Below are 19,267 nucleotides of genomic sequence, written 5' to 3' on the forward strand. Positions count from 1 at the left end.
TTATGAAAAAAATTATTCTATTATTAGTAATCATTGGTTCTATCTCTGCTTATTCCCAAAAGAATTATGGAACCCCTATAAATGATAAATTACCAGAGAAACTAATAACATTACGTAAAGCAATTGAAGTAAAGAACTTCCCTAAAATAATTGATCCGGTTAAGATTGATAATCTATATTATTGGAAACATAATACCGCAATTCTGTGTAAAGAAAGTGAGATAAAAATTATTGAATATGGAGCATATCTATTCTATAACAATACTTGGAATTTAAGAAAATCATACCCTCTGAAGGAATTAAACAAAAACTTCGGAGTTAAAAAGGAAATAATGAAACAGTCTCAGCCATATACTTGGACAAACAACTGGCGGACTGATAGCTCAATTTTCGGAGGATGGGCTATGTGGTATTTCATCGGTATTACTACAGAAGGTGAAACGGTATGCGGATACGAAAAAATAGAAACAACGGATAAGCTTTTAAACTAGAAAACTATCTAAAATGAAAATAGTACAAATAATCAGTATTACCCTATGTCTTCTAGTTGGATTACAAGAAATTCATAGTCAGAATTATAAATTAGATAAAAAAAAATCATTTATATCCTGGACAGGTAAAGCAGCGTTTAGCTCCTATTCTTTAAAAGGAACTATAGCTCCTGAACAGGGAACCCTTGCTATAACCAATAATACAATATCAACTCTTGATATTACAATCAACATGAAAAGTATTGACCACGAAAACAATGATCTTAAGAAACATCTTAAAAATGAAGATTTTTTTGAAGTGAAGACCTTTCCAAAAGCAACATTTTTAATAAAAAATGCTACAGAAATTAATAATAAGAAAGCCATTCTAAATGGTGAGCTTACCATCAAAGGAAAAACGAATACAGAAAATATTCCAGTAAGCATAAAGCAAACTAAATCCGGAATCAGTCTTACATTCAATCATACCATTGATAGAACCCAATATGGTGTAAATCATAATTCTCCCAGCATTTTTAAACGCATGAAAGAGAATGCCATTGCGGATGAATTTATACTGGAAGGTACATTGGTATTTTCAAAATAACATTTTTGACCGAAAATCACTACTTTTAACAAATGCCGTTATTTAGTATCACTCATTCTTTAGATTTTTGTCTGTTATGAAAGTAGTCCCTCAAGCATTTTATCAACATCCTAAAATCGAAAAAATATTGATCGATGGTCTTTCTTGCGTGATTTTAAAAAGTGTACAACAAGCAGATCTTCAGAATGAGCGCTATTTGGCTTCTCATGCATTAACTCTAGTTTTAAATGGTGCTTTACAAGTTGAAACGAAAGAAGGTGATTTGACTATTGTTCATAAAAATCAAATCATTTTTTTACCAAGAGGAATGTATATGATATCGGATATCATTCCAAAAAACGAAGCTTTTGAAGCTGTCGTATTCTTCTTTGATGAGGAAATTACAGATGAATTTTTGAACCATGTTGAGATATCGAACATCGAACATGTTTCTAAAAATTTAATTTTAGAGTATGATCAAAATTTACGGCTATTTACCGATACTCTAATTACGCTTTATAGGTCGAAAAATCAACATCAATTCACAAGACCAAAACTACTAGAATTATTACATCTTATTAGTATTTCGAAACAAGGTGATGCGTTTGTTTCGAAACTTTTTCAACTAAAAAAAAGAGCGAAGAAAAACATTAAAACTTTTATGTTGGATAACTTTGATAAGCCTTTGGATATCGAAGATTATTCATACCTCACCGGAAGAAGTATTTCAACTTTTCGAAGAGATTTTAAATCCAAATTTGGTATTTCTCCAAAAAAATGGCTGATCGAAAGGCGTATGGAAAAAGCAGCACTTTTACTAAAAGAAACAAATAGTTCCGTAACCAGCATTTCGCAGAAAATTGGTTACGAAAATATCTCCCATTTCATTAAGGTTTTCCAGAATAAATTCAATATTTCTCCTAAGCAATTTCAGATTAAATATCGAAAAGATATATTGATTTAAATTTTTGACCGAAAAACACAACTTTTATTTTTTTTGAAAACTTATCCCCTTTACTTTCATTGACATTTGTATCAAAAATAAACAGATACAAATGAAAAAAATAGGTTTTATCGGGCTCGGCATTATGGGCAGTAGAATGGCGATCAATCTTCAGAAAGCAGGTTTCTCACTTATCATTTATAACAGAACTAAAGAAAAGGCAAATAACTTATTAAATAACGGAGCAATGTGGGTCGATACCCCTAAAGACGTAGCTCAAAATGCTGATATTATTATTACTATGTTATCAACTCCCGAAATAGTAAAGGAAGTTGCTCTAGGTTATCAAGGTTTTCTTTCCTCTTTTAGAGATAATAGTCTTTGGATTAATTGTAGCACTGTAAATCCATCTTTTACAAGAGAAATGGAGTCAAGCGCTAAAAAAATTGGTATACGTTACTTAGATGCACCCGTAGCTGGTACCAAAAGACCTGCCGAGAATGGAGAATTACTTTTTTTGATTGGAGGTGATACATCCTCTATAAATGAAGCGGCTCCATTATTTAATAGTATGGGTAAAAAAACACTGCATTTGGGAAAAGTGGGTGCGGGTGCTTCCATGAAAATGTTAATCAACCAATTATTAGGGCAATCTATGGTGGCTTTTGCAGAAGCTATGGTAATGGGAGAAGCTATGGGTCTAGAAAAAGACACTTTATTTAATGTACTACTCAATACTCCAGTAGTCGCTCCTGTGATATCGACAATCCGTCCAAAAATCGAAAACGCTGATTACGAAGCTAATTTTCCATTAAAATGGATACAGAAAGATTTGCATCTATCTAGTATTTGTGCATATGAACATAACGTAGCAGCTCCCAATCTTAATACGACCAAAGAAATCTTTGCGCAAGCAAAACAACAAGGATATGGAGATCTGGATTTTACTGCAGTATATAAATATTTAAACCTTAAAAAATAACAACTATGAAATTACTTAGAATTGATGCTAGTTCCAGAATTGAGAGTTCTGATAGTAGAAAAATGGCAAATCAATTTCAGGAACAGTGGCAAAAAAACACTCCTGAAAGTTCTATAATCATAAGAGATATTATAAATAACCCTATACCACATATACACCAAAAAACTATCGAAGGTTTTTATACTTCTAAAGAGCTATTTAACGATGAATTAAATAATGCTACTCGACTATCTGATGAGCTTATTACAGAGTTAAAGGATACAGATCTACTTTTAATTAGCACTCCTATGTATAATTTTAGTATTCCCTCTGCTCTAAAGGCCTGGATTGATCATATTGTTAGAATTAACAGTACTTTCGGAATAAATAAAGAAAGTCAATTTTATGGTATGGTAGAAAATGTAAAAGCATATATCATTACCTCAGCCGGAGCTGTTTATAACTCGAAAGAAATGAAAGCCTTAGACTTTGTTCAACCCTATTTACAAACGGTTTTAGGTCTTATCGGGATAACTGATATTACATTCTTATCGCTAGAAGGAACAACGATGGATCCAGAAATTTTTGAGAATACAAAACAAGTCGTTTCAGGAATCATAAATAAATTATAAAAAGCAACAAATTCCCCGTTTTAACGTTAAGGATTTCATAGACACAAACCTCAAGTGTCTTTAAATGTTTGGGGAAATATTATTCTTAAAACCTTAATTATGTTAAAGAACATTTTAAATTTAAAAAACGCTAAAACTCTTAGCAAAGACCAACAAAAGTCTGTAAATGGAGGTAATCTTGGAGTTTGCCCTAATCCTGTTGATGCTCAAAAATGTCAATCTTGTGGTGGGTATCCTTTGTCAAATGGTTGTTGTTTAGGAACAAGAGAAACGCATATGTGTATTTCAGGTATATTTGAATAATAATGAAACAAGGATCTAGTTTATCAACTAGATCCTTGTTCTATTTTATAAATATTATTTAATATTTTTTTCCTATGCAAAATGCACAACGTTGTAAAAATTACAGTCAATATTTTCCGGTCCTTTGAGTGTTAGTTTACTCTGATTTAATATTAAGAAATCTAAAAAATCATTCCAAAAGAGGTAACCCTAAAGGGCAATCTATATAATACTGCCAGGAACCGTCTGTTCTTTGTTTTAGAACTTCTGTGGATGACCCTTCACCCATCTTGTTTCCTTCTAAGTCTATAATACTCCAATTTGCTTGTAACACTGCAATATTACTATTGATCAGTTCTCCTGTAACTTTACTTAAGAGTTTTGCTTTTTTATCAATAAAAGGTTGAAAACTCGTTCTTATTGTGTCTAAACCAGATTTAAGAGATTCTGTCGGAGGGAAAGACATTACATAATCTGGATGGAAAAAATCCAATATATTTTCAATGTTACCCTCGATTATACATTCACTAATCTCGTTGGCGACGTCTCTTGGCCGCATTGCTTTTCTCATTGTCATATTACTTATTTTAGATTGTTACATCAGGTGGACGATTATCCATATCAAACACCAGTTTCCATTGTCCCGATGCATTTTTTCTAAAAACAACAACAACACGTCCAGATTCCTCTATTGCATTGTCATCTTCTGGATTTGTGCCTGTAATTTTAAACTGTCCGGCTATATAGCCAAGACCATCAACAGCAATCGTCTGTTCTTCTTTGAAAAATACTTTTGGTTTAATAACAAAACCGTCTATAAAGCCTTTTTTAACTACAGGTATTCCTATTTCTAACGGTTTGGCACTATTTGCATAAACGATTTCCGGATCGTACACAGTCATTAATGCTTCTATATCATTATCATTAAATGCTTTTAACCATTGATCTAGAGCGTTTCTAACTTCTACTACTGAAATTTTATTCATTTTATTTATTTATTTGGGGATTGAAAGGTGAAAAACTAATCAGTTTCCAATCTATTTTATTATGAAATTCTGTTTGTATCCACTTTTGAGGTCTAAAAAGCCAATACCGACCTGTTCCCATTGTTTTTTCTTGATCTTGAATTTTTTCTTGATCAAAGATGAGTTCTGTTACTCCGGTAAGCTGTAAGGAGTGTCCTTTTTCAAAGTCTATAAATAACATACCGGCCATAGGCACTTGAACAAAGTTTCCCAAAGTATTGAACATGTTATTCCCTACATAATCTGGAATTTTTAGAACATTGTCCTCCAATAGCTCAATAAAACCAGTTGCCCCACCACGATGAGAAGCATCCATATCATCTGCTGCGTTCATACTTCCTAAAAAGAAAGTATCTGCTTTTTTTATCCACTCTTTATGAATGTTTTTTAATATTGATCCTGTTACCTCGTTAATTCCAAGTTTCGTTTGTTCATCCGAAAAAATGGGCACACGTTGTTGGATATATTTAGGACAATTGGGATATGCTTCAGATACGTTGATTTCAATCTTATCTGAAAGCAAAGAAGCATTCCCATTTAAGCGGTATCTAGATCTTGTAGCCGTATCAATGAACAGTAGTCCTATTTTAGATTCTGGTCGAATATTTTTAAAGAGAATCTCTGTGGGAGTACTTTTTAAAAGATCTAGATCAATATGTACCTGTTTACTTGTAACAACTTTTACAAACCCTGAACTACCTACAAGCATAGAAGTCCAGATATTACCGTCCACATCCGTAGTACTCACAATTATAGTAGACTGTTGTTCAATAAACGGAACCAATCTATCTATAATGTGATCTTTGAGTAAACGTTCTGCAAGTCTTGGATCGTGCTTAATTTTATATTTATTCTGAATATTCAATTCTCCCTCATGGAAATGTGTTTTTTTCATCACAAGTTGTTTTTGGTATTCATCTATGGTTTTATAAAGTAATTTAGAACGAAGATTCTATATAAATTCTATCAAGCTTTTAGTATGATTAATTAGAATTTTAATTAATCGCTCACTTATTATTCATGTCAAATCTTCTTTATTTACGGAATGTCAAAACCTTTATGATATACTCCAGTTTACAGAATCCGTCCATTCCTTTAGTGTTTGAGGTTGTATGTCTAAAAGCGTATTAGTTCTATCGAAATCCTTGGTTACAAAATCAGAATGATTTTGTTCTACAAACCGATATAAATTGGAAATTTCTCGTGCAGCCAACTCCCCAAATCCAGGTACTAATTGTTGTTCAAACTCATCTACTGGCACTTGTATAAAATTGATGTCTTGCTCTATTTGAGAAGAAATGGCCGCTGTAATCTCCTTTCCAGAGATAAGATTCCCTCCTATAGGAAGTGTTTGTCCTGCTAACTCGGGTTTAGAAATTGCTTTGACTACATATTGTGCTAAATCTGAATGACTGATCCACGGTAGTTTTTTATCTGATACAATTGGATAAGAAACAATTTTGTTTTCCAAAATAACTGGTATTGACCATGGTGCAGAAATATTATCTATATATATATCTGGTGCAAGTGTAATAACATTTAAACCAGATGCGTCTAATAACCTCTTCATTGCAACTTTCATATCCAATGCTAAAAAGCCAGTTTCTTCTTTGGGCAAATGAAAAGTTGTATTAAAAATTATCAACTCTACGTTTTCTTGCTTTACAGCCGCTATAAAGTTATTGGTATAGGTTTTTGCAATTTCTATGTCAAAAATAAGTGGGAAAGAGTAAACAGCTGCCTGAGCACCTTTCATAGCTTTTGCCAAAGCTTCTTGACTATCCAGGCCTCCTTTTACTACAGCTATTCCTTTCATTGGCGGAATCCCCGTATTTGGATCTCTTTTAAGGGTAGTTACTTGATGACCTTCTTTTAATAATGCCCCTGCTATATTACCTCCTTGGAACCCTGTAGCTCCGATTACAAATACTTTCATTTTTCTATTTATTTAATTGTTAAACTTGATTTATTTTGAAATGAATTTTTTTATTAATAATGCTACATCTGCATTATATTCCTCTAACATAAAGTGACCTCCATCAAAAAAATGGAGTTGTACATCCTTTAAATCTTTTGCATAAGCTTCACCTCCATGTTTATTGAAGAATTTATCATTGGTCCCCCAAACCACAAGTGTTGGTGGTTGATAGGTTCTTAGATAATTTTGCCATTCTTCATATTTTTCAAAATTGGTTCCATAATTATCAAAAAGTGTTAGAAACAATTCTTGTACACCAGATCGTTGTAAAAAGGCATAGTCCAAATAATACGATGATGGGTCAATTAAACTAGTGTCTTTAGCACCTGTTATGTACTGTTCCTTAAGTCCCGCTAAGCTTACCAAATGCTTTTTGTAAGTATTCATTTTTTCTAGATCATTGTTTTGGATATACCCTCCAATTTCAATAGCCCATTCTCCTAATCCTTCTAAATAAGTATTGGCATTTTGTATAATTAATCCCTTTATTAATTCTGGTCGTTGATTAGCAATACGAAACCCTATTGGACCTCCATAGTCTTGGACAAACAAATAAAAATTATTTAGTTTCAGGGTATCTATGAATTGATTTATTGTATGACTAATGTTATCAAAAGAATATTCATATTCATCAATACCTGGTCTTGAACTAAACCCAAAACCAGGGTAGTCTGGGGCAATAACATGATAGTCATCTTTTAACAAATTCATCAACTCTTTGTACATATGAGACGATGTCGGGTTTCCGTGCAAAAACAAAATAGTTTCTTTGTTTTGTTGACCTGCTTCTCTATAAAATAGAGATAGACCATTAATTTCTATAGTTTTATTCATAACACATTTTATAACTGTTATTTTTTTTATTACAGTTTTGATCAAAAAAAATCAAAACTGATTTTTAAAGTTTTCTAAAGTTTGAAGCTTCAAAACATCTATGATAGCATTATCTATATCATCAAACATTAACAATAACTTTTCATTAATCTGTCCTCCAATTTTACAACTCACATCTGGTACATTGTTAGAGAGGTTCAGTACATGACTGCTTCCTTTTACCGCTTCAAAAATATCTGCCAACGAAATATTTTTGGCCGATTTCCCTAATCTTACACCCCCGTTCTTCCCTTCTTTACTTTCAACTAAATCATTGCTTTTAAGTGCTATTAATTCTTTTCGCACTAATACAGGATTTATATTAATACTCTCGGCTATATTAGCAGAAGAATGCCAATCTCCTGGATAGTAAGCCAGCAATGTCATTATATGAAGCGATATGGAAAATTTACTTTTTACCATTTAGTTTTACTGTAATTTTTTTTATTACAGTACAAATATATATAATTTAATCGACTGATTGGTGAATTTTTTGTTCTTTTTTATGGATGACTTATAAATATTTAGAACAAGACACTTAAAAAGGAATTATTGTTTTTTATTAATACTGTTAAAGTTATTTAGTGAAGTACTTCCCGAAAGTATAATATTAATTATTAATTCAATAATTCCTTAGCGACTTATAAATTATATACCTTTCATAAATAGTCTAATTTTCTCTATTACGACATCTCCATATTCTTCTAACACAAAGTGGCCAGTATCATATATGTTATAATCAATTTTTTTGACATCTCTTTTAAAGGCTTCCGCTCCTATTTCGGGAAAAAACTCATCATTCTTACCCCATACAATTAATAATGGAGGTTGATTATCTCTCAAGTATTGTTGCCATTTAGGATATAATTTTAGATTGTTTTGATAGTCATCAAATAAGTCAATGTTTACTTTATGCGCATTAGGTCTTGAAAGTCTTAGGTAATCTAAATGCCAAGTATCTGGATTAACACTTTCTTTATCTTTTGTCCCATGAGTATATTGCCACTTTAGCCCTTTTAAGGAAAAGGCAGGTAATAACGCTTTTTCCGTCTGTTCGTTTCGATCTTTCCAAAGCGCCTTAATACCAGACCATGCTGGACCTAATCCCTCCTCATAAGCATTTCCGTTCTGATTGATAATCGCAGTAACTCTTTCTGGATGAGCAGTAGCAATTCTAAATCCAATAGGAGCACCGTAATCTTGTATCATTAAAGTATATGAACTTAGATTCTTTTTCTCTAAGAAAGCATCTATTGTTTTAGCAATATTATCAAAAGTATATTCATATACATCAGCTGATGGAAAATCACTATTTCCAAAACCAGGATAATCTGGTGCAATCAAGTAAAACTCATCTGATAATGCATTCAATACTTTGCGATATTGATGAGACGAAGAAGGAAATCCATGTAATAATACAATCGTCGGATTTTTTGGGTTACCTGCCTCCCTGTAAGCAACATCTACTCCTTTAATATTAATCTTCTTGTATTTAATGGTGTTTTCTATAACCACTTCATAATCCTTATTAAAGGTTAAACTATGTGCTAACATGCTCGTAGTAAAAGTAATCACAAGCATAAATATAAAACGTGTTGTTGTTCGATTTTTCATTTTTATATATATTTAAATTATAATTTTCTTTCTGACTCTAATATTTCCAAATCGTTAATACTGGCATATCTTTTTTTCATTAATCCATTTTCGTCAAACTCCCAATTTTCATTACCGTATGCCCTGAACCATTGATTGTTTTTGTTTCGATATTCATACTCAAATCGCACCGCAATCCTATTATCTCGATATGCCCATAATTCTTTTCTAAGTCTATAATTGAGTTCTTTTTCCCATTTATCTCTGAGAAATTCCTGTACTTCTTCTCGTCCATTAATGAATTGATTTCGATTGCGCCATTCAGTTTCTAGACTATAAGCCTTTGATATAGCTATTGGATCTTTAGTATTCCAGGCATCTTCTGCCATCTGAACCTTTTGTTTTGCCGTTTCTTCTGTAAAAGGAGGCAAAGGGAATTTTTTTTCCATTATTAAAATTTATTATTACCGAACGTTCGGTAAATTATTATTGTAAAAAAATATTATACTTTATACTTAAGCTTTATATCTTCTAAAGTATCCAAAAACAAGCTGTTGTCAGACATTGCATTAGATACCACAAGACTTCCTTGTATACTTATTAAACCTTGTTTTGCGATTTTAGTGGATTGATCTGTGTTAAGTCCGAACTCTAATCCAAATTCTGTGAAATTTCTTATCCATCTATCCATTTCTTCTTTTATTTGATCTCCAAAAATTTCCATTCCAGATTCCATTGATAAGGATCTTAGCACACAGGTTTCTTTTCCATCATCGTATAGTTCCTTTATTCTGGTTAAAACCATTTCCAACCTTTCCTCTTTCAAAATTTTTTTATCCATCAGTAACTCATACAGATTCTTATGCAACCAATCCGAAGAATATGATAATACCGCTAAACCAATTCCTTTTTTACCATCTGGAAAACGATGATAAAGACTTGCTTTTTTTAAACCAGCTCCTTCTGCCAGTTCATTTAAACTGGCTCCTTCATAACCTTTAGCCCTAAATACTTGATTAAGGCCTTCCATTAATTGTTTATCTTCTACTTTTACTGGTCTCATAACAAAACAAAGATATCGATAAATAGTTTTTTACCAAACGTTCGGTAATTAATTAACTTGTTTTTAACACTCCGCTTTCTATTTTAGAAATTATCTAAAAATATTGTCCGATTCCAAACACAAAACCATTGGTAGCATCTTCAGTAATTCCATATCCGTAATCTATTCTGAAAATCGCATTAAAAATGCGCTTGTGCATAAAACGAAGCCCTACACCTGGATATACTCTAAAATTTTGAGTATCCCCAAAATCTCCGAAATCTCCTCCAGGATTTCGCCAGCTACCTCCATCTACAAAAACATTGCTTTGTAATACAAACCAATCTTTATCATATAAAGTGTGTCTATATTCTGTATTAAGCACGATTACACCAGTTCCTCTATCAATAGTATTACCAACTCCTCGGATATTTAAGTTGTTATCAACCGCAAATGGCGCAAATGGTGAATCATCATTGGTTGCCAATCCAAGACGTAGTCGAGATGCCCAATTACCTTTACTACCTATTCTATGATAATACATAAAGTCATTCCAACCAATTAAAAAGTCGGGAAGTACATTTTCTGTACTAATCACATATTGAAAATTAGCTATACTTCTAAATCCAGAGACATATTGAAAATCATAATCAAGATTGTTATACTCATAGATCAACTTATATAGTAATTTATTTACATCAAAATCCAACGGAACATCGGGACCTGTTGCTCCTCTTTTGTACGTATAATCTTCATTAAAATAATTCACCCCGAGTTCTATTCTATTCTGAAAATTAAATTCATACAGCCCTAAAAGCTCATAAGATGTATTGTTGTATTTATAATCTGCTGTACCCGTATCCAAAAATACTGGTTCCTGAGTGGTGAGATTCTGATAATTAAAAGCCAGTCCTATTTTACTACTAAACAAATAAGGAGCTCTTATATTTAGCCCAAAAGAACTATATATATCATCTTGATAAAATCCTCCCAATGTTATATTCTGACCAAAAAGATTAAACTCATATACTCCAACTCTAAAAGCAAATTCGTCATCATTAGTGGTATACACATTAGCGCTAGGAATAATCGTAAAATTCTCTTCTATTGTATAAAAAACATTGTATTCGCCTTCATTTTGGGCATTAAATACCTGATAATATGCATGAGAAACAGAAGGTAACCTTTTAATCCTCTTAATATCTTCTTCTATAGCAATAGAATCCAATGTATTTCCCGCTTTTACTTTTGCAATTTTCTTGATGAATGATGCTTTAGTTTTTTTGTTTCCTTGTACTTTTAAGTCAACAATTTTTAATTCTTGCATAAACCCCTTAGTACAAAAAAGAAGGAAGCTACATAAAATCAATACTAGGCAATTGGTTTTAATCATCTTTATAAAGTGATTGTATTAATTTTTCTGATGGTTTATTTTGTATCGTAAATCTATTATTATCTTCTCCTCCAACTTCGTCATGATTATGATACCATTTCCAAAGAAATCCTCCAGCAAACCAGGATTCATTCCAAAACTCTCCGTACAAAGCTGACAATGCATTACTTTGAGCTTCTAGATTAACATTACCATTCGTTCTATTAGAATCCCAAGGTTCTTTTCCTGTATAATGAACACTTCTATATCCATATTCTGTAAACAAAACCGGTTTCCCGATTGTTCCTTGTAGCGCAACTATTTTACTTTTATGAATCTCCCAACCTTTCTTCATCTCTTCTATAGTTGGTGTCTTACTATCAGAAACAGGAAAATATGCGTCAACTCCTATGTAATCCAATTGATCCCAAAAAGGAGCATTAGCGAACTGGTCCCAATTTTCTGCATAAGTCAATTTTCCTTTATATACAGCTCTTATATCCTGTATTAACTGACTCCAATATTCTGGTCTCTTTTGTACAAAAGTGTGTAATTCCGTGCCTATGCACAAAATTGGAACTTTCATCTCCTGAGCTAACTTGGCATACAACATAATGAAATCCTCATAGGATTTTTCAAAAGTATTCCAGTCTTCTTCAGAATCCATAGAAATATTGCCTGTAAACTCTCCTCGCCAAACCCAAATCTGTGGCTTCAGCATTATTTTAATTCCTTTTTGGTTCAGTAACTCAATTGTACGTTTCGCTCCATCCGCTCGCTCTCCCCACCATTGTCTTTCTGTATTAAAAATGACAGATGGTTCTTTTAAATTCTTCACAAAGCCAAAAGGCATTACTGCTGCCCAATTTGCATTTACACGAACTACAGGGTCTATATTAGTATCATTAATTTCTTTAGGAGAAGCTACAAAACTAATTCCGTTAATTTTAGATTTCTGCCCAGAACAACTACAAAAAAATAAGCTAATCAGCAGCATAAAAAGGTTTCGCATGTTTTACTTTTTTATGCTGCTGAAAATACAATTTATATTTTATAATAGCCTAAAATATAGCTCTTAAACCTATACTAAATGTTTGACCTAAGCCTTGAAAATTATTCCCTCTAACAATTTTTCCAAAAGATGCTTCTAAATTTAAAATATCCGTCAATTGATATTTTCCTCCAAGACCTAATGATGTAGAATTCTGAGCAAAATCATTTCCTAAGTCAAGAAGAAAAGCTTGTTGGGTATTTATAAAAACCGTTGATTTTGATGTTGGAAAGTAACTCAGAAAAGCACTCAAAGGTAAAAACAAACTATTATTTGCAAACCGTTCGCTTACATTTTCTTGTGATCCATCTGCTTCACTTGACTTTTCTCCAAAATTATATTTAAAATCTACTTCAGTAAAAACCTGCCATTTATTACCTCCGAAAGTATGGTCAAAAAAGAATTTTGTTTCCCAAGCAAAACTTCTCTGATCTAAAAATGAAAAAACATCATCATTAACCGTATCAGGAGCATCTTCGAATACTGGAATAATAAAGGATGTGGTAAAAGAGAAATTAGCTATACTTCTAAATGGTTGTACTCTAATTGCTGGAGCTATTGTTGTTAATCCAGATCTTCTATCATTACCATTATCTTCAAAACTAAAGACATCTAAAGCTCCTTGACCTCCTAATGCATTTGATCTAACTTGAAAAACTGCTCCAACATTTATTCGTGAATTCTCGCTAATCCCCGTAAATATTTCTGTAGTATTGGTGAAAAATGTTTGCCTATCTATAGTAACAGAGCTTGATCTTGAGTCAGTTCGTTCTGTTTGGGTATAAATACTGTTAAAAAATTTAATATCCCACTGCCCTTTTTTTAATAATTTTGATGGTGTAAACTCTTGTATATTCGATACATCAGGATCATCATCCTGAGCAAATCCAAAAGTGATTGTTAGGCATAGAAAAAGCGTAGTTATGATATTTTTAGTTGATTTCATGATGTAAGTAAATTATATGATTAAAGCATTTTAAGGATTGGTTACCTTATTTGTATGATATTATATTTATTTGATGATATTTAAACTCCAGTTGTACGAGTAATACGATACTTTTGTCCCTGCAGGTATTTTTTCTTTTCTGAATTGATTCACATAATCTATCTCCGAACCGTTTTGTGTAAAATCACCTTTGTACCATTCAAAAATTTGAGAAAGTTGAACCTTTTTCCCTTTTACTTTGATAAAATTAGGATTGTTTAAAGCTATTGTTGTCTGACGCTGTAGTTGCTTTTCCAAAATAGATGGTTTATATGCTTCCGGAATAATAGGAGGACATCCTAATCCTGCACACACTAAAGCAAAGTGAAAACGAGCTTCGGTTGGAAAATTTTTACGTAGTATTTTATTTTCCAGGTCATTCAGCGTAGTTGTCTTACCTCCTAATGTATATTTAATTTTGTCAAAAAAACCTTTAATATCTAGAGGTGATTTTGTTGGATAATTATCTACAATTCCCTTAATAACAGCTAGATTATACGCATTAATAAAAAACGCCTGAAACGTTTTAGTGTCACTTTTAGAAACACTGATTTTAGAAGCTATAGCTAATAGTTGATCTAAGGTAGCAGGATTATTTTTTATTGTTTTATAATCTATTCTTCCATTAGATACATGTTTTTTAAAGAACGCATCAGACTTCGCAAAAAAGTCCGTAGTATCCTGTGAAAAACCAACAGTAACCATTAGAAAAGTTAGTATAAATAGTATTTTTTTCATGATTTGATGTTTTAAAAACTTCACTAAATGAAGTCGTTTTAAATATGAGTTAAAGTATTTTAAGTTTACCTCGGTAACTCGCATTGAGTCGAAGGGTTCATTTGCTACTTACATTTTTTTTGAATTTATTTAAACAGCGTATATATTCATTCTTAAAGCAGAAAGCCACGTTCGAATTGCTTATCAAAACTTACAAAAACTTGGCTTTTTAGATTAATTCTAAATTATTAATACTCTTTAAGTTCTTATATTTATGAACGACTGACAGACCGAAGCTTTATTTTTTTAAGCTAAAAATCGAATTCAACTAACACAAATCTTTATGGAACATATTGTTATTATCGGCAATGGAATTTCTGGTGTTACTGCTGCAAGGCATATCAGGAAAATGTCCGATAAAAAAATCACTATTGTCTCTGCTGAGACGGATTATTTCTTTTCTCGTACGGCTTTAATGTACGTCTATATGGGGCATATGAAATTTGAACACACGCAACCTTATGAAAATTGGTTTTGGGAAAAAAATCGAATTGAATTAAAAAAGGGGTTTGTTTCTAAAATAGATCACCAAAAAAGTCAATTAATTTTCGATAGTGGAAAAAATCTACAATATGACAAACTTATTATCGCCACAGGTTCCAAACCAAACAAGTTCGGATGGCCTGGTCAGGATCTGGATGGTGTAATGGGAATGTATCACAAACAAGATCTTGAAAATCTTGAAAAGTACGCTCCTACAAATAAAGTTTGTAAAAGAGCGGTAATTGTTGGAGGAGGACTAATAGGAATAGAATTAGCAGAAATGCTGCACTCTAGAGGCATCCCTGTTACTTTTTTAGTTAGAGAAGATAGTTTCTGGAATGGCGTTCTTCCTGCAGGAGAAAGTGGGATGATCAATAGACATATCAAGAATCACCATATTGATCTTCGTTTAGGGATGAATCTAAAGGAAATCATTGCTGATGATAACGGAAAGGTAAAAGCCGCAGTAATTCAGGAAACTGGAGAAGTAATTGATTGTGATGTTGTAGGTTTAACTGCTGGTGTATCACCAAATGTTAGTTTCTTAAAAGATTCTGGGATTGAATTAGGAAGAGGTGTAAAAGTGAATCGTTTTCTAGAAACAAACATTCCTAATATTTATGCGATTGGTGATTGTGCGGAACAACATGAAGCTATAGGAAACCGCAGACCTATCGAAGCTGTATGGTATACAGGCAGAATGATGGGTGAAACGGTTGCGCAGACTATCTGCGGTAATAAAATCGAATATAAACCTGGACATTGGTTTAATAGTGCTAAGTTTCTTGATATAGAGTATCAAACCTATGGATGGGTATTTGGTAAACCCAAAGAATATGAAGAACAATTTCATTGGATACATAAGGATGACACAAAATGTGTTACTGTATCTTACCATAAAGAAACCCGAGGATTTCTTGGTATAAATACTTTTGGAATACGAATGCGTCATGAAGTATTTAACAAATGGCTTACAGAGAAAAAAGATGTGGATTTTGTCATGAAACATCTGTTAGAAGCCAATTTTGATCCAGAGTTTTTTAAACATTTCGAAAAAGATATTTTAAATGCTTTTCAAAAGCAACAAACAATAAACGCATAAACCATGGCAGTAGAAAGAAATATGGCATTAACAGGACAACCTCCTAAAAGCCTCAACACAATTCAAAAAATTGGTGTTCTTATAGGGATATCAGGATTACTGGTATTATTATTAGCATCTTTTAATTTAAACTTACCTAACAAAGGATTGTGGCTTACACTATCCTTATCCGCCTTAACAATAGGTATTATTATTTTTTCAAAAGGAACTTATGATAAAAAATTAGAAGGAATAAAAAACGATGCGGTTTGGTTTAATTCTATGTCATCAAGAGGAGTACTAGCTTGGATGGCAGGAATAGCACTTACTGGTTTTTATATTGTTTTATATTTTTTTGCAGAACTATTAGGTTTAGGTCAAGGAGTAGACGGAACAAATACTGGATTAGTGGGATTATTTGATCCTTTAAGTCGTTTACTTAGTGGCAATCCCGCCAGCCAATGGTTTGTATATGGAACACTTTATACAGTTGCTATTCTTGGATTTGGAGTAAAGTTCTTAATGAAGTACAAACACAATCGTTATGAACAATTACGTACAGTAAGCGTTATGTTTTTTCAAACGGCATTTGCATTTGTAATACCAGAATTAATGGCGCGTTTAAACTCTGATAGTTTTTCATTACCATATAATGATTTGAAGCTTATGTGGCCTCTTAACTATTATGCTTTTGAACAATGGCGAGTAGATCAATTCATCAATGCACAAAACATAGGACTATTCTTTTTAATCCTTGCAGTATTAATGGTATTTGTAATTTCTCCGTGGCTTACTTATAAGTACGGAAAAAGATGGTATTGTTCTTGGGTTTGCGGTTGTGGAGGACTAGCTGAGACGGCTGGAGATTCTTTCCGCCATTTGTCAGATAAGAGCATGAACGCTTGGAAACTTGAACGATGGATGATAAATATCGTATTAGTGTTTTCTGTAATTATGACCGTAGCTACGATCTCTACTTTCCTAGGGTATGATGCTACCAAATATTGGTTTACTAAAAATGTATTTCTGATTAGTGTAGGTGCATTTTTAACATTGTTATTTACTGGTATTTTATATTTTAAAAGAGATCAACTTAACAACAGTGCTATTAAAGGAGCTATTGGTTTCTTTATTCTCACCATAGCCTTTCTTGTATTAATTTCTTTTGTTGATTTAAGTCAAATACAGATTCAAGCGAAATACTTCTCTTTTGGTTTAAACGATAAAAGCTATGCTGCTGATAGTGCCTTAAGAACATTTTATGGTTTTGGTATTGGATCTATCTTCTCTGGAGTTATTGGAACTGGTTTTTATCCAATTCTAGGAAACCGTGTATGGTGTCGTATGGGATGCCCAATGGCAGGTATTATGGGAATACAACAAAAGTTATTTTCTAAATTTAGAATTACTACTAATGGAGGTCAATGCATCTCCTGTGGTAATTGCTCTACATATTGCGAGCAAGGTATCGATGTGCGTGCTTATGCTCAAAAAGGTGAAAACATTGTAAGATCGAGTTGTGTAGGATGTGGTATATGTTCCGCTGTATGTCCTAGAGGTGTATTAAAACTAGAAAACGATAGTTTAGACGGAAGAATCAATTCTAATGAGATTTTATTAGGAAATGATGTAGATCTAATGGATTTTGTAAACAACAAATAAATATCAAAAAGATTGAATAATAAAAAAACAGCCTGATTGGCTGTTTTTTTTATTATTTATAACGATTAGATCGCTAGATCAAGCACTCATTCCATGTGGGAAATATAAGTTAATCGTTGTGCCTTTATTATATTCGCTTTCTATTTCTAGAATTCCATTTTGTTTTTCTACCAATTTCTTTGCAATACTAAGACCAAATCCGGTTCCTCTTTCATTCTCAGTTCCGGCTGTAGAACTATTTTTTTCTTCTGTAAAAAGATCATAGAGGTAATCGTTTTGCATTCCTATACCATTATCCTCTATTGCTATTCTTATTTGCCCTCCAATTTTTTCTGATTTCACAATAATATTAGATCCTCGATGAGAGAACTTTATCGCATTTGCAATCAAGTTTCTCATTACCGTTTCCATCATTGCAGGGTTTATAGTAACCTTAAGATCTTTAGGTAATTTATTGATTAAACTAATCTCTTTCTTCTTTCTTTTTAAATCAGAAAATGCAAAAACTTTATCTACTATAACAGATATCTCTTTTGTTTCTAATAGAATCTGTGATTGTTTTTTATAAATATTACCCCATTCTAATAAGTCTTCTAACAAATTATTTCCTTTATTAGCAGCCTCTTTTATCATGTCTTTTATCTGATCTCGTTCTTGATCATTGTCAACCTCATCCACCATATCAATAAGGGATCTTAACTGATAGAAAGGTGTTCTAAGATCATGTCCTATTATTCTAAACAGATCATCTTTTGATTGATTCATTTCTTTAAGTTCCTCATTCTTGATACTTATCAATCTATTAGCTTCCTTTACTTTTCTAGATAGTTGTACCAACATCCGCTGACAAAAGTATGCCATTAGACCACCACCACTGACGATTACTCCATAGAATCCAAATTTCTCGATAGGAAAATTTGGATAGAAAAACATACACAGCGCTATAAAAATAAAATTAATTGCCAGTAAAAAAATAATGTGTCTAAAATGCACCAACATCCCTACCGCAAAAAATAATAATGACACAATTACTTCTACTTTAAGAAAAAATGGTTCAAATTGAAAATTGGGATCTTGAATACCATAAAACAAAGAAGACATCATTCCTAAAACAATCGCATATACCGAAAGCGTTAGTAATCTGGATTTTCTTATGATAGAGGCTTTCTGTAAAAAGAATCCTACAGTAACTATTAAAAAAGTAATTACTCCTCGCTTAAAATAAAAACTAAAACCACCTTCATTAAATTCTACAATACCATCCAGTATTATTCCAGGAAGTGCTATAAACATTACAGTAAACAACACTTTATCAAATTGAAAGAATCTAGGCATTTTTTTAGATGTACTATTAATATCCATATTAACATCAATTTATTTAGCCCCGTTAAAATTTCTATAGAATAGAAATTTACAATTACGAAATATCGTTAAAGTTAACAAAAAAATCGATAAAAAGCACATTTTGTTC

At 32.2% G+C, this 19,267-nt stretch carries 22 protein-coding genes; 8 read left to right on the top strand and 14 right to left on the bottom strand.

Annotated features, from left to right (window positions below; genetic code table 11):
- Positions 1–2 precede the first annotated feature (2 nt).
- The 6 genes from Q0975_RS07135 to Q0975_RS07160 all read left to right on the top strand — a co-directional run bounded on the left by Q0975_RS07135 (position 3) and on the right by Q0975_RS07160 (position 3,895).
- Positions 3–491, top strand: coding sequence for a hypothetical protein (locus Q0975_RS07135; protein WP_299434802.1), 489 nt, complete (start codon positions 3–5; stop codon positions 489–491).
- Between the two features lie 13 nt (positions 492–504).
- Positions 505–1,077, top strand: coding sequence for a YceI family protein (locus tag Q0975_RS07140; RefSeq protein ID WP_299434804.1), 573 nt, complete (start codon positions 505–507; stop codon positions 1,075–1,077).
- Between the two features lie 76 nt (positions 1,078–1,153).
- Positions 1,154–2,020 (top strand): AraC family transcriptional regulator, encoded by an 867-nt coding sequence (locus Q0975_RS07145; RefSeq protein ID WP_299434806.1) that lies wholly within the window; start codon positions 1,154–1,156, stop codon positions 2,018–2,020.
- Positions 2,021–2,105: 85 nt separating this feature from the next.
- A complete protein-coding gene (locus tag Q0975_RS07150; protein ID WP_299435891.1) occupies positions 2,106–2,981 on the top strand; it encodes an NAD(P)-dependent oxidoreductase in 876 nt (291 codons plus the stop codon).
- Positions 2,982–2,986: 5 nt separating this feature from the next.
- Positions 2,987–3,592 (top strand): NAD(P)H-dependent oxidoreductase, encoded by a 606-nt coding sequence (locus Q0975_RS07155; RefSeq protein WP_299434808.1) that lies wholly within the window; start codon positions 2,987–2,989, stop codon positions 3,590–3,592.
- A gap of 99 nt (positions 3,593–3,691) precedes the next feature.
- Positions 3,692–3,895 carry a hypothetical protein gene (locus Q0975_RS07160; RefSeq protein ID WP_299434810.1) on the top strand — a complete coding sequence of 68 codons (204 nt, stop codon included), beginning with the start codon at positions 3,692–3,694 and terminating at the stop codon, positions 3,893–3,895.
- 169 nt (positions 3,896–4,064) lie between these two features.
- Here the strand turns inward: Q0975_RS07160 and Q0975_RS07165 are convergent, their stop codons facing one another.
- The 13 genes from Q0975_RS07165 to Q0975_RS07225 all read right to left on the bottom strand — a co-directional run bounded on the left by Q0975_RS07165 (position 4,065) and on the right by Q0975_RS07225 (position 14,531).
- A complete protein-coding gene (locus Q0975_RS07165) occupies positions 4,065–4,451 on the bottom strand; it encodes a hypothetical protein (RefSeq protein ID WP_299434812.1) in 387 nt (128 codons plus the stop codon).
- Between the two features lie 10 nt (positions 4,452–4,461).
- On the bottom strand, positions 4,462–4,860 hold the full coding sequence (locus tag Q0975_RS07170) for a DUF4440 domain-containing protein (protein ID WP_299434814.1): 399 nt from the start codon (positions 4,858–4,860) through the stop codon (positions 4,462–4,464).
- A gap of 1 nt (position 4,861) precedes the next feature.
- Positions 4,862–5,794, bottom strand: coding sequence for a pyridoxamine 5'-phosphate oxidase family protein (locus Q0975_RS07175; protein WP_299434816.1), 933 nt, complete (start codon positions 5,792–5,794; stop codon positions 4,862–4,864).
- 162 nt (positions 5,795–5,956) lie between these two features.
- Positions 5,957–6,835, bottom strand: a complete 879-nt coding sequence (locus Q0975_RS07180) for an NmrA family NAD(P)-binding protein (RefSeq protein ID WP_299434818.1) — start codon at positions 6,833–6,835, stop codon at positions 5,957–5,959.
- A gap of 30 nt (positions 6,836–6,865) precedes the next feature.
- Positions 6,866–7,711, bottom strand: coding sequence for an alpha/beta hydrolase (locus Q0975_RS07185; protein ID WP_299434820.1), 846 nt, complete (start codon positions 7,709–7,711; stop codon positions 6,866–6,868).
- A 51-nt stretch (positions 7,712–7,762) separates the two neighbouring features.
- Positions 7,763–8,173, bottom strand: coding sequence for an Rrf2 family transcriptional regulator (locus Q0975_RS07190; RefSeq protein WP_299434821.1), 411 nt, complete (start codon positions 8,171–8,173; stop codon positions 7,763–7,765).
- A 225-nt stretch (positions 8,174–8,398) separates the two neighbouring features.
- On the bottom strand, positions 8,399–9,364 hold the full coding sequence (locus Q0975_RS07195; RefSeq protein ID WP_299434823.1) for an alpha/beta hydrolase: 966 nt from the start codon (positions 9,362–9,364) through the stop codon (positions 8,399–8,401).
- Between the two features lie 17 nt (positions 9,365–9,381).
- On the bottom strand, positions 9,382–9,792 hold the full coding sequence (locus Q0975_RS07200; protein WP_299434825.1) for a nuclear transport factor 2 family protein: 411 nt from the start codon (positions 9,790–9,792) through the stop codon (positions 9,382–9,384).
- A gap of 53 nt (positions 9,793–9,845) precedes the next feature.
- On the bottom strand, positions 9,846–10,406 hold the full coding sequence (locus tag Q0975_RS07205) for a TetR/AcrR family transcriptional regulator (RefSeq protein ID WP_299434827.1): 561 nt from the start codon (positions 10,404–10,406) through the stop codon (positions 9,846–9,848).
- 94 nt (positions 10,407–10,500) lie between these two features.
- Positions 10,501–11,712 carry a POTRA domain-containing protein gene (locus tag Q0975_RS07210; RefSeq protein WP_299434828.1) on the bottom strand — a complete coding sequence of 404 codons (1,212 nt, stop codon included), beginning with the start codon at positions 11,710–11,712 and terminating at the stop codon, positions 10,501–10,503.
- Between the two features lie 58 nt (positions 11,713–11,770).
- Positions 11,771–12,769: a glycoside hydrolase gene (locus tag Q0975_RS07215; protein WP_299434831.1), complete on the bottom strand. Its 999-nt coding sequence runs from the start codon at positions 12,767–12,769 to the stop codon at positions 11,771–11,773.
- 49 nt (positions 12,770–12,818) lie between these two features.
- Entirely contained in the window at positions 12,819–13,754 is a 936-nt protein-coding gene (locus Q0975_RS07220) for a hypothetical protein (RefSeq protein WP_299434833.1), read from the bottom strand.
- Between the two features lie 66 nt (positions 13,755–13,820).
- The gene (locus Q0975_RS07225) at positions 13,821–14,531 is read right to left on the bottom strand and encodes a DUF547 domain-containing protein (RefSeq protein WP_299434835.1); all 711 of its coding nucleotides are present in this window, start codon (positions 14,529–14,531) and stop codon (positions 13,821–13,823) included.
- A gap of 322 nt (positions 14,532–14,853) precedes the next feature.
- Here Q0975_RS07225 and Q0975_RS07230 point away from each other — a divergent pair, with 322 nt between their 5' ends.
- Positions 14,854–16,155, top strand: coding sequence for an FAD/NAD(P)-binding oxidoreductase (locus Q0975_RS07230; protein WP_299434837.1), 1,302 nt, complete (start codon positions 14,854–14,856; stop codon positions 16,153–16,155).
- 3 nt (positions 16,156–16,158) lie between these two features.
- Positions 16,159–17,796 (top strand): 4Fe-4S dicluster domain-containing protein, encoded by a 1,638-nt coding sequence (locus Q0975_RS07235; RefSeq protein WP_299434839.1) that lies wholly within the window; start codon positions 16,159–16,161, stop codon positions 17,794–17,796.
- Positions 17,797–17,874: 78 nt separating this feature from the next.
- Here the strand turns inward: Q0975_RS07235 and Q0975_RS07240 are convergent, their stop codons facing one another.
- Entirely contained in the window at positions 17,875–19,158 is a 1,284-nt protein-coding gene (locus Q0975_RS07240; RefSeq protein WP_299434841.1) for a HAMP domain-containing sensor histidine kinase, read from the bottom strand.
- Positions 19,159–19,267 lie beyond the last annotated feature (109 nt).

The organism is uncultured Aquimarina sp., assembly GCF_947500065.1.
GTDB lineage: Bacteria > Bacteroidota > Bacteroidia > Flavobacteriales > Flavobacteriaceae > Aquimarina.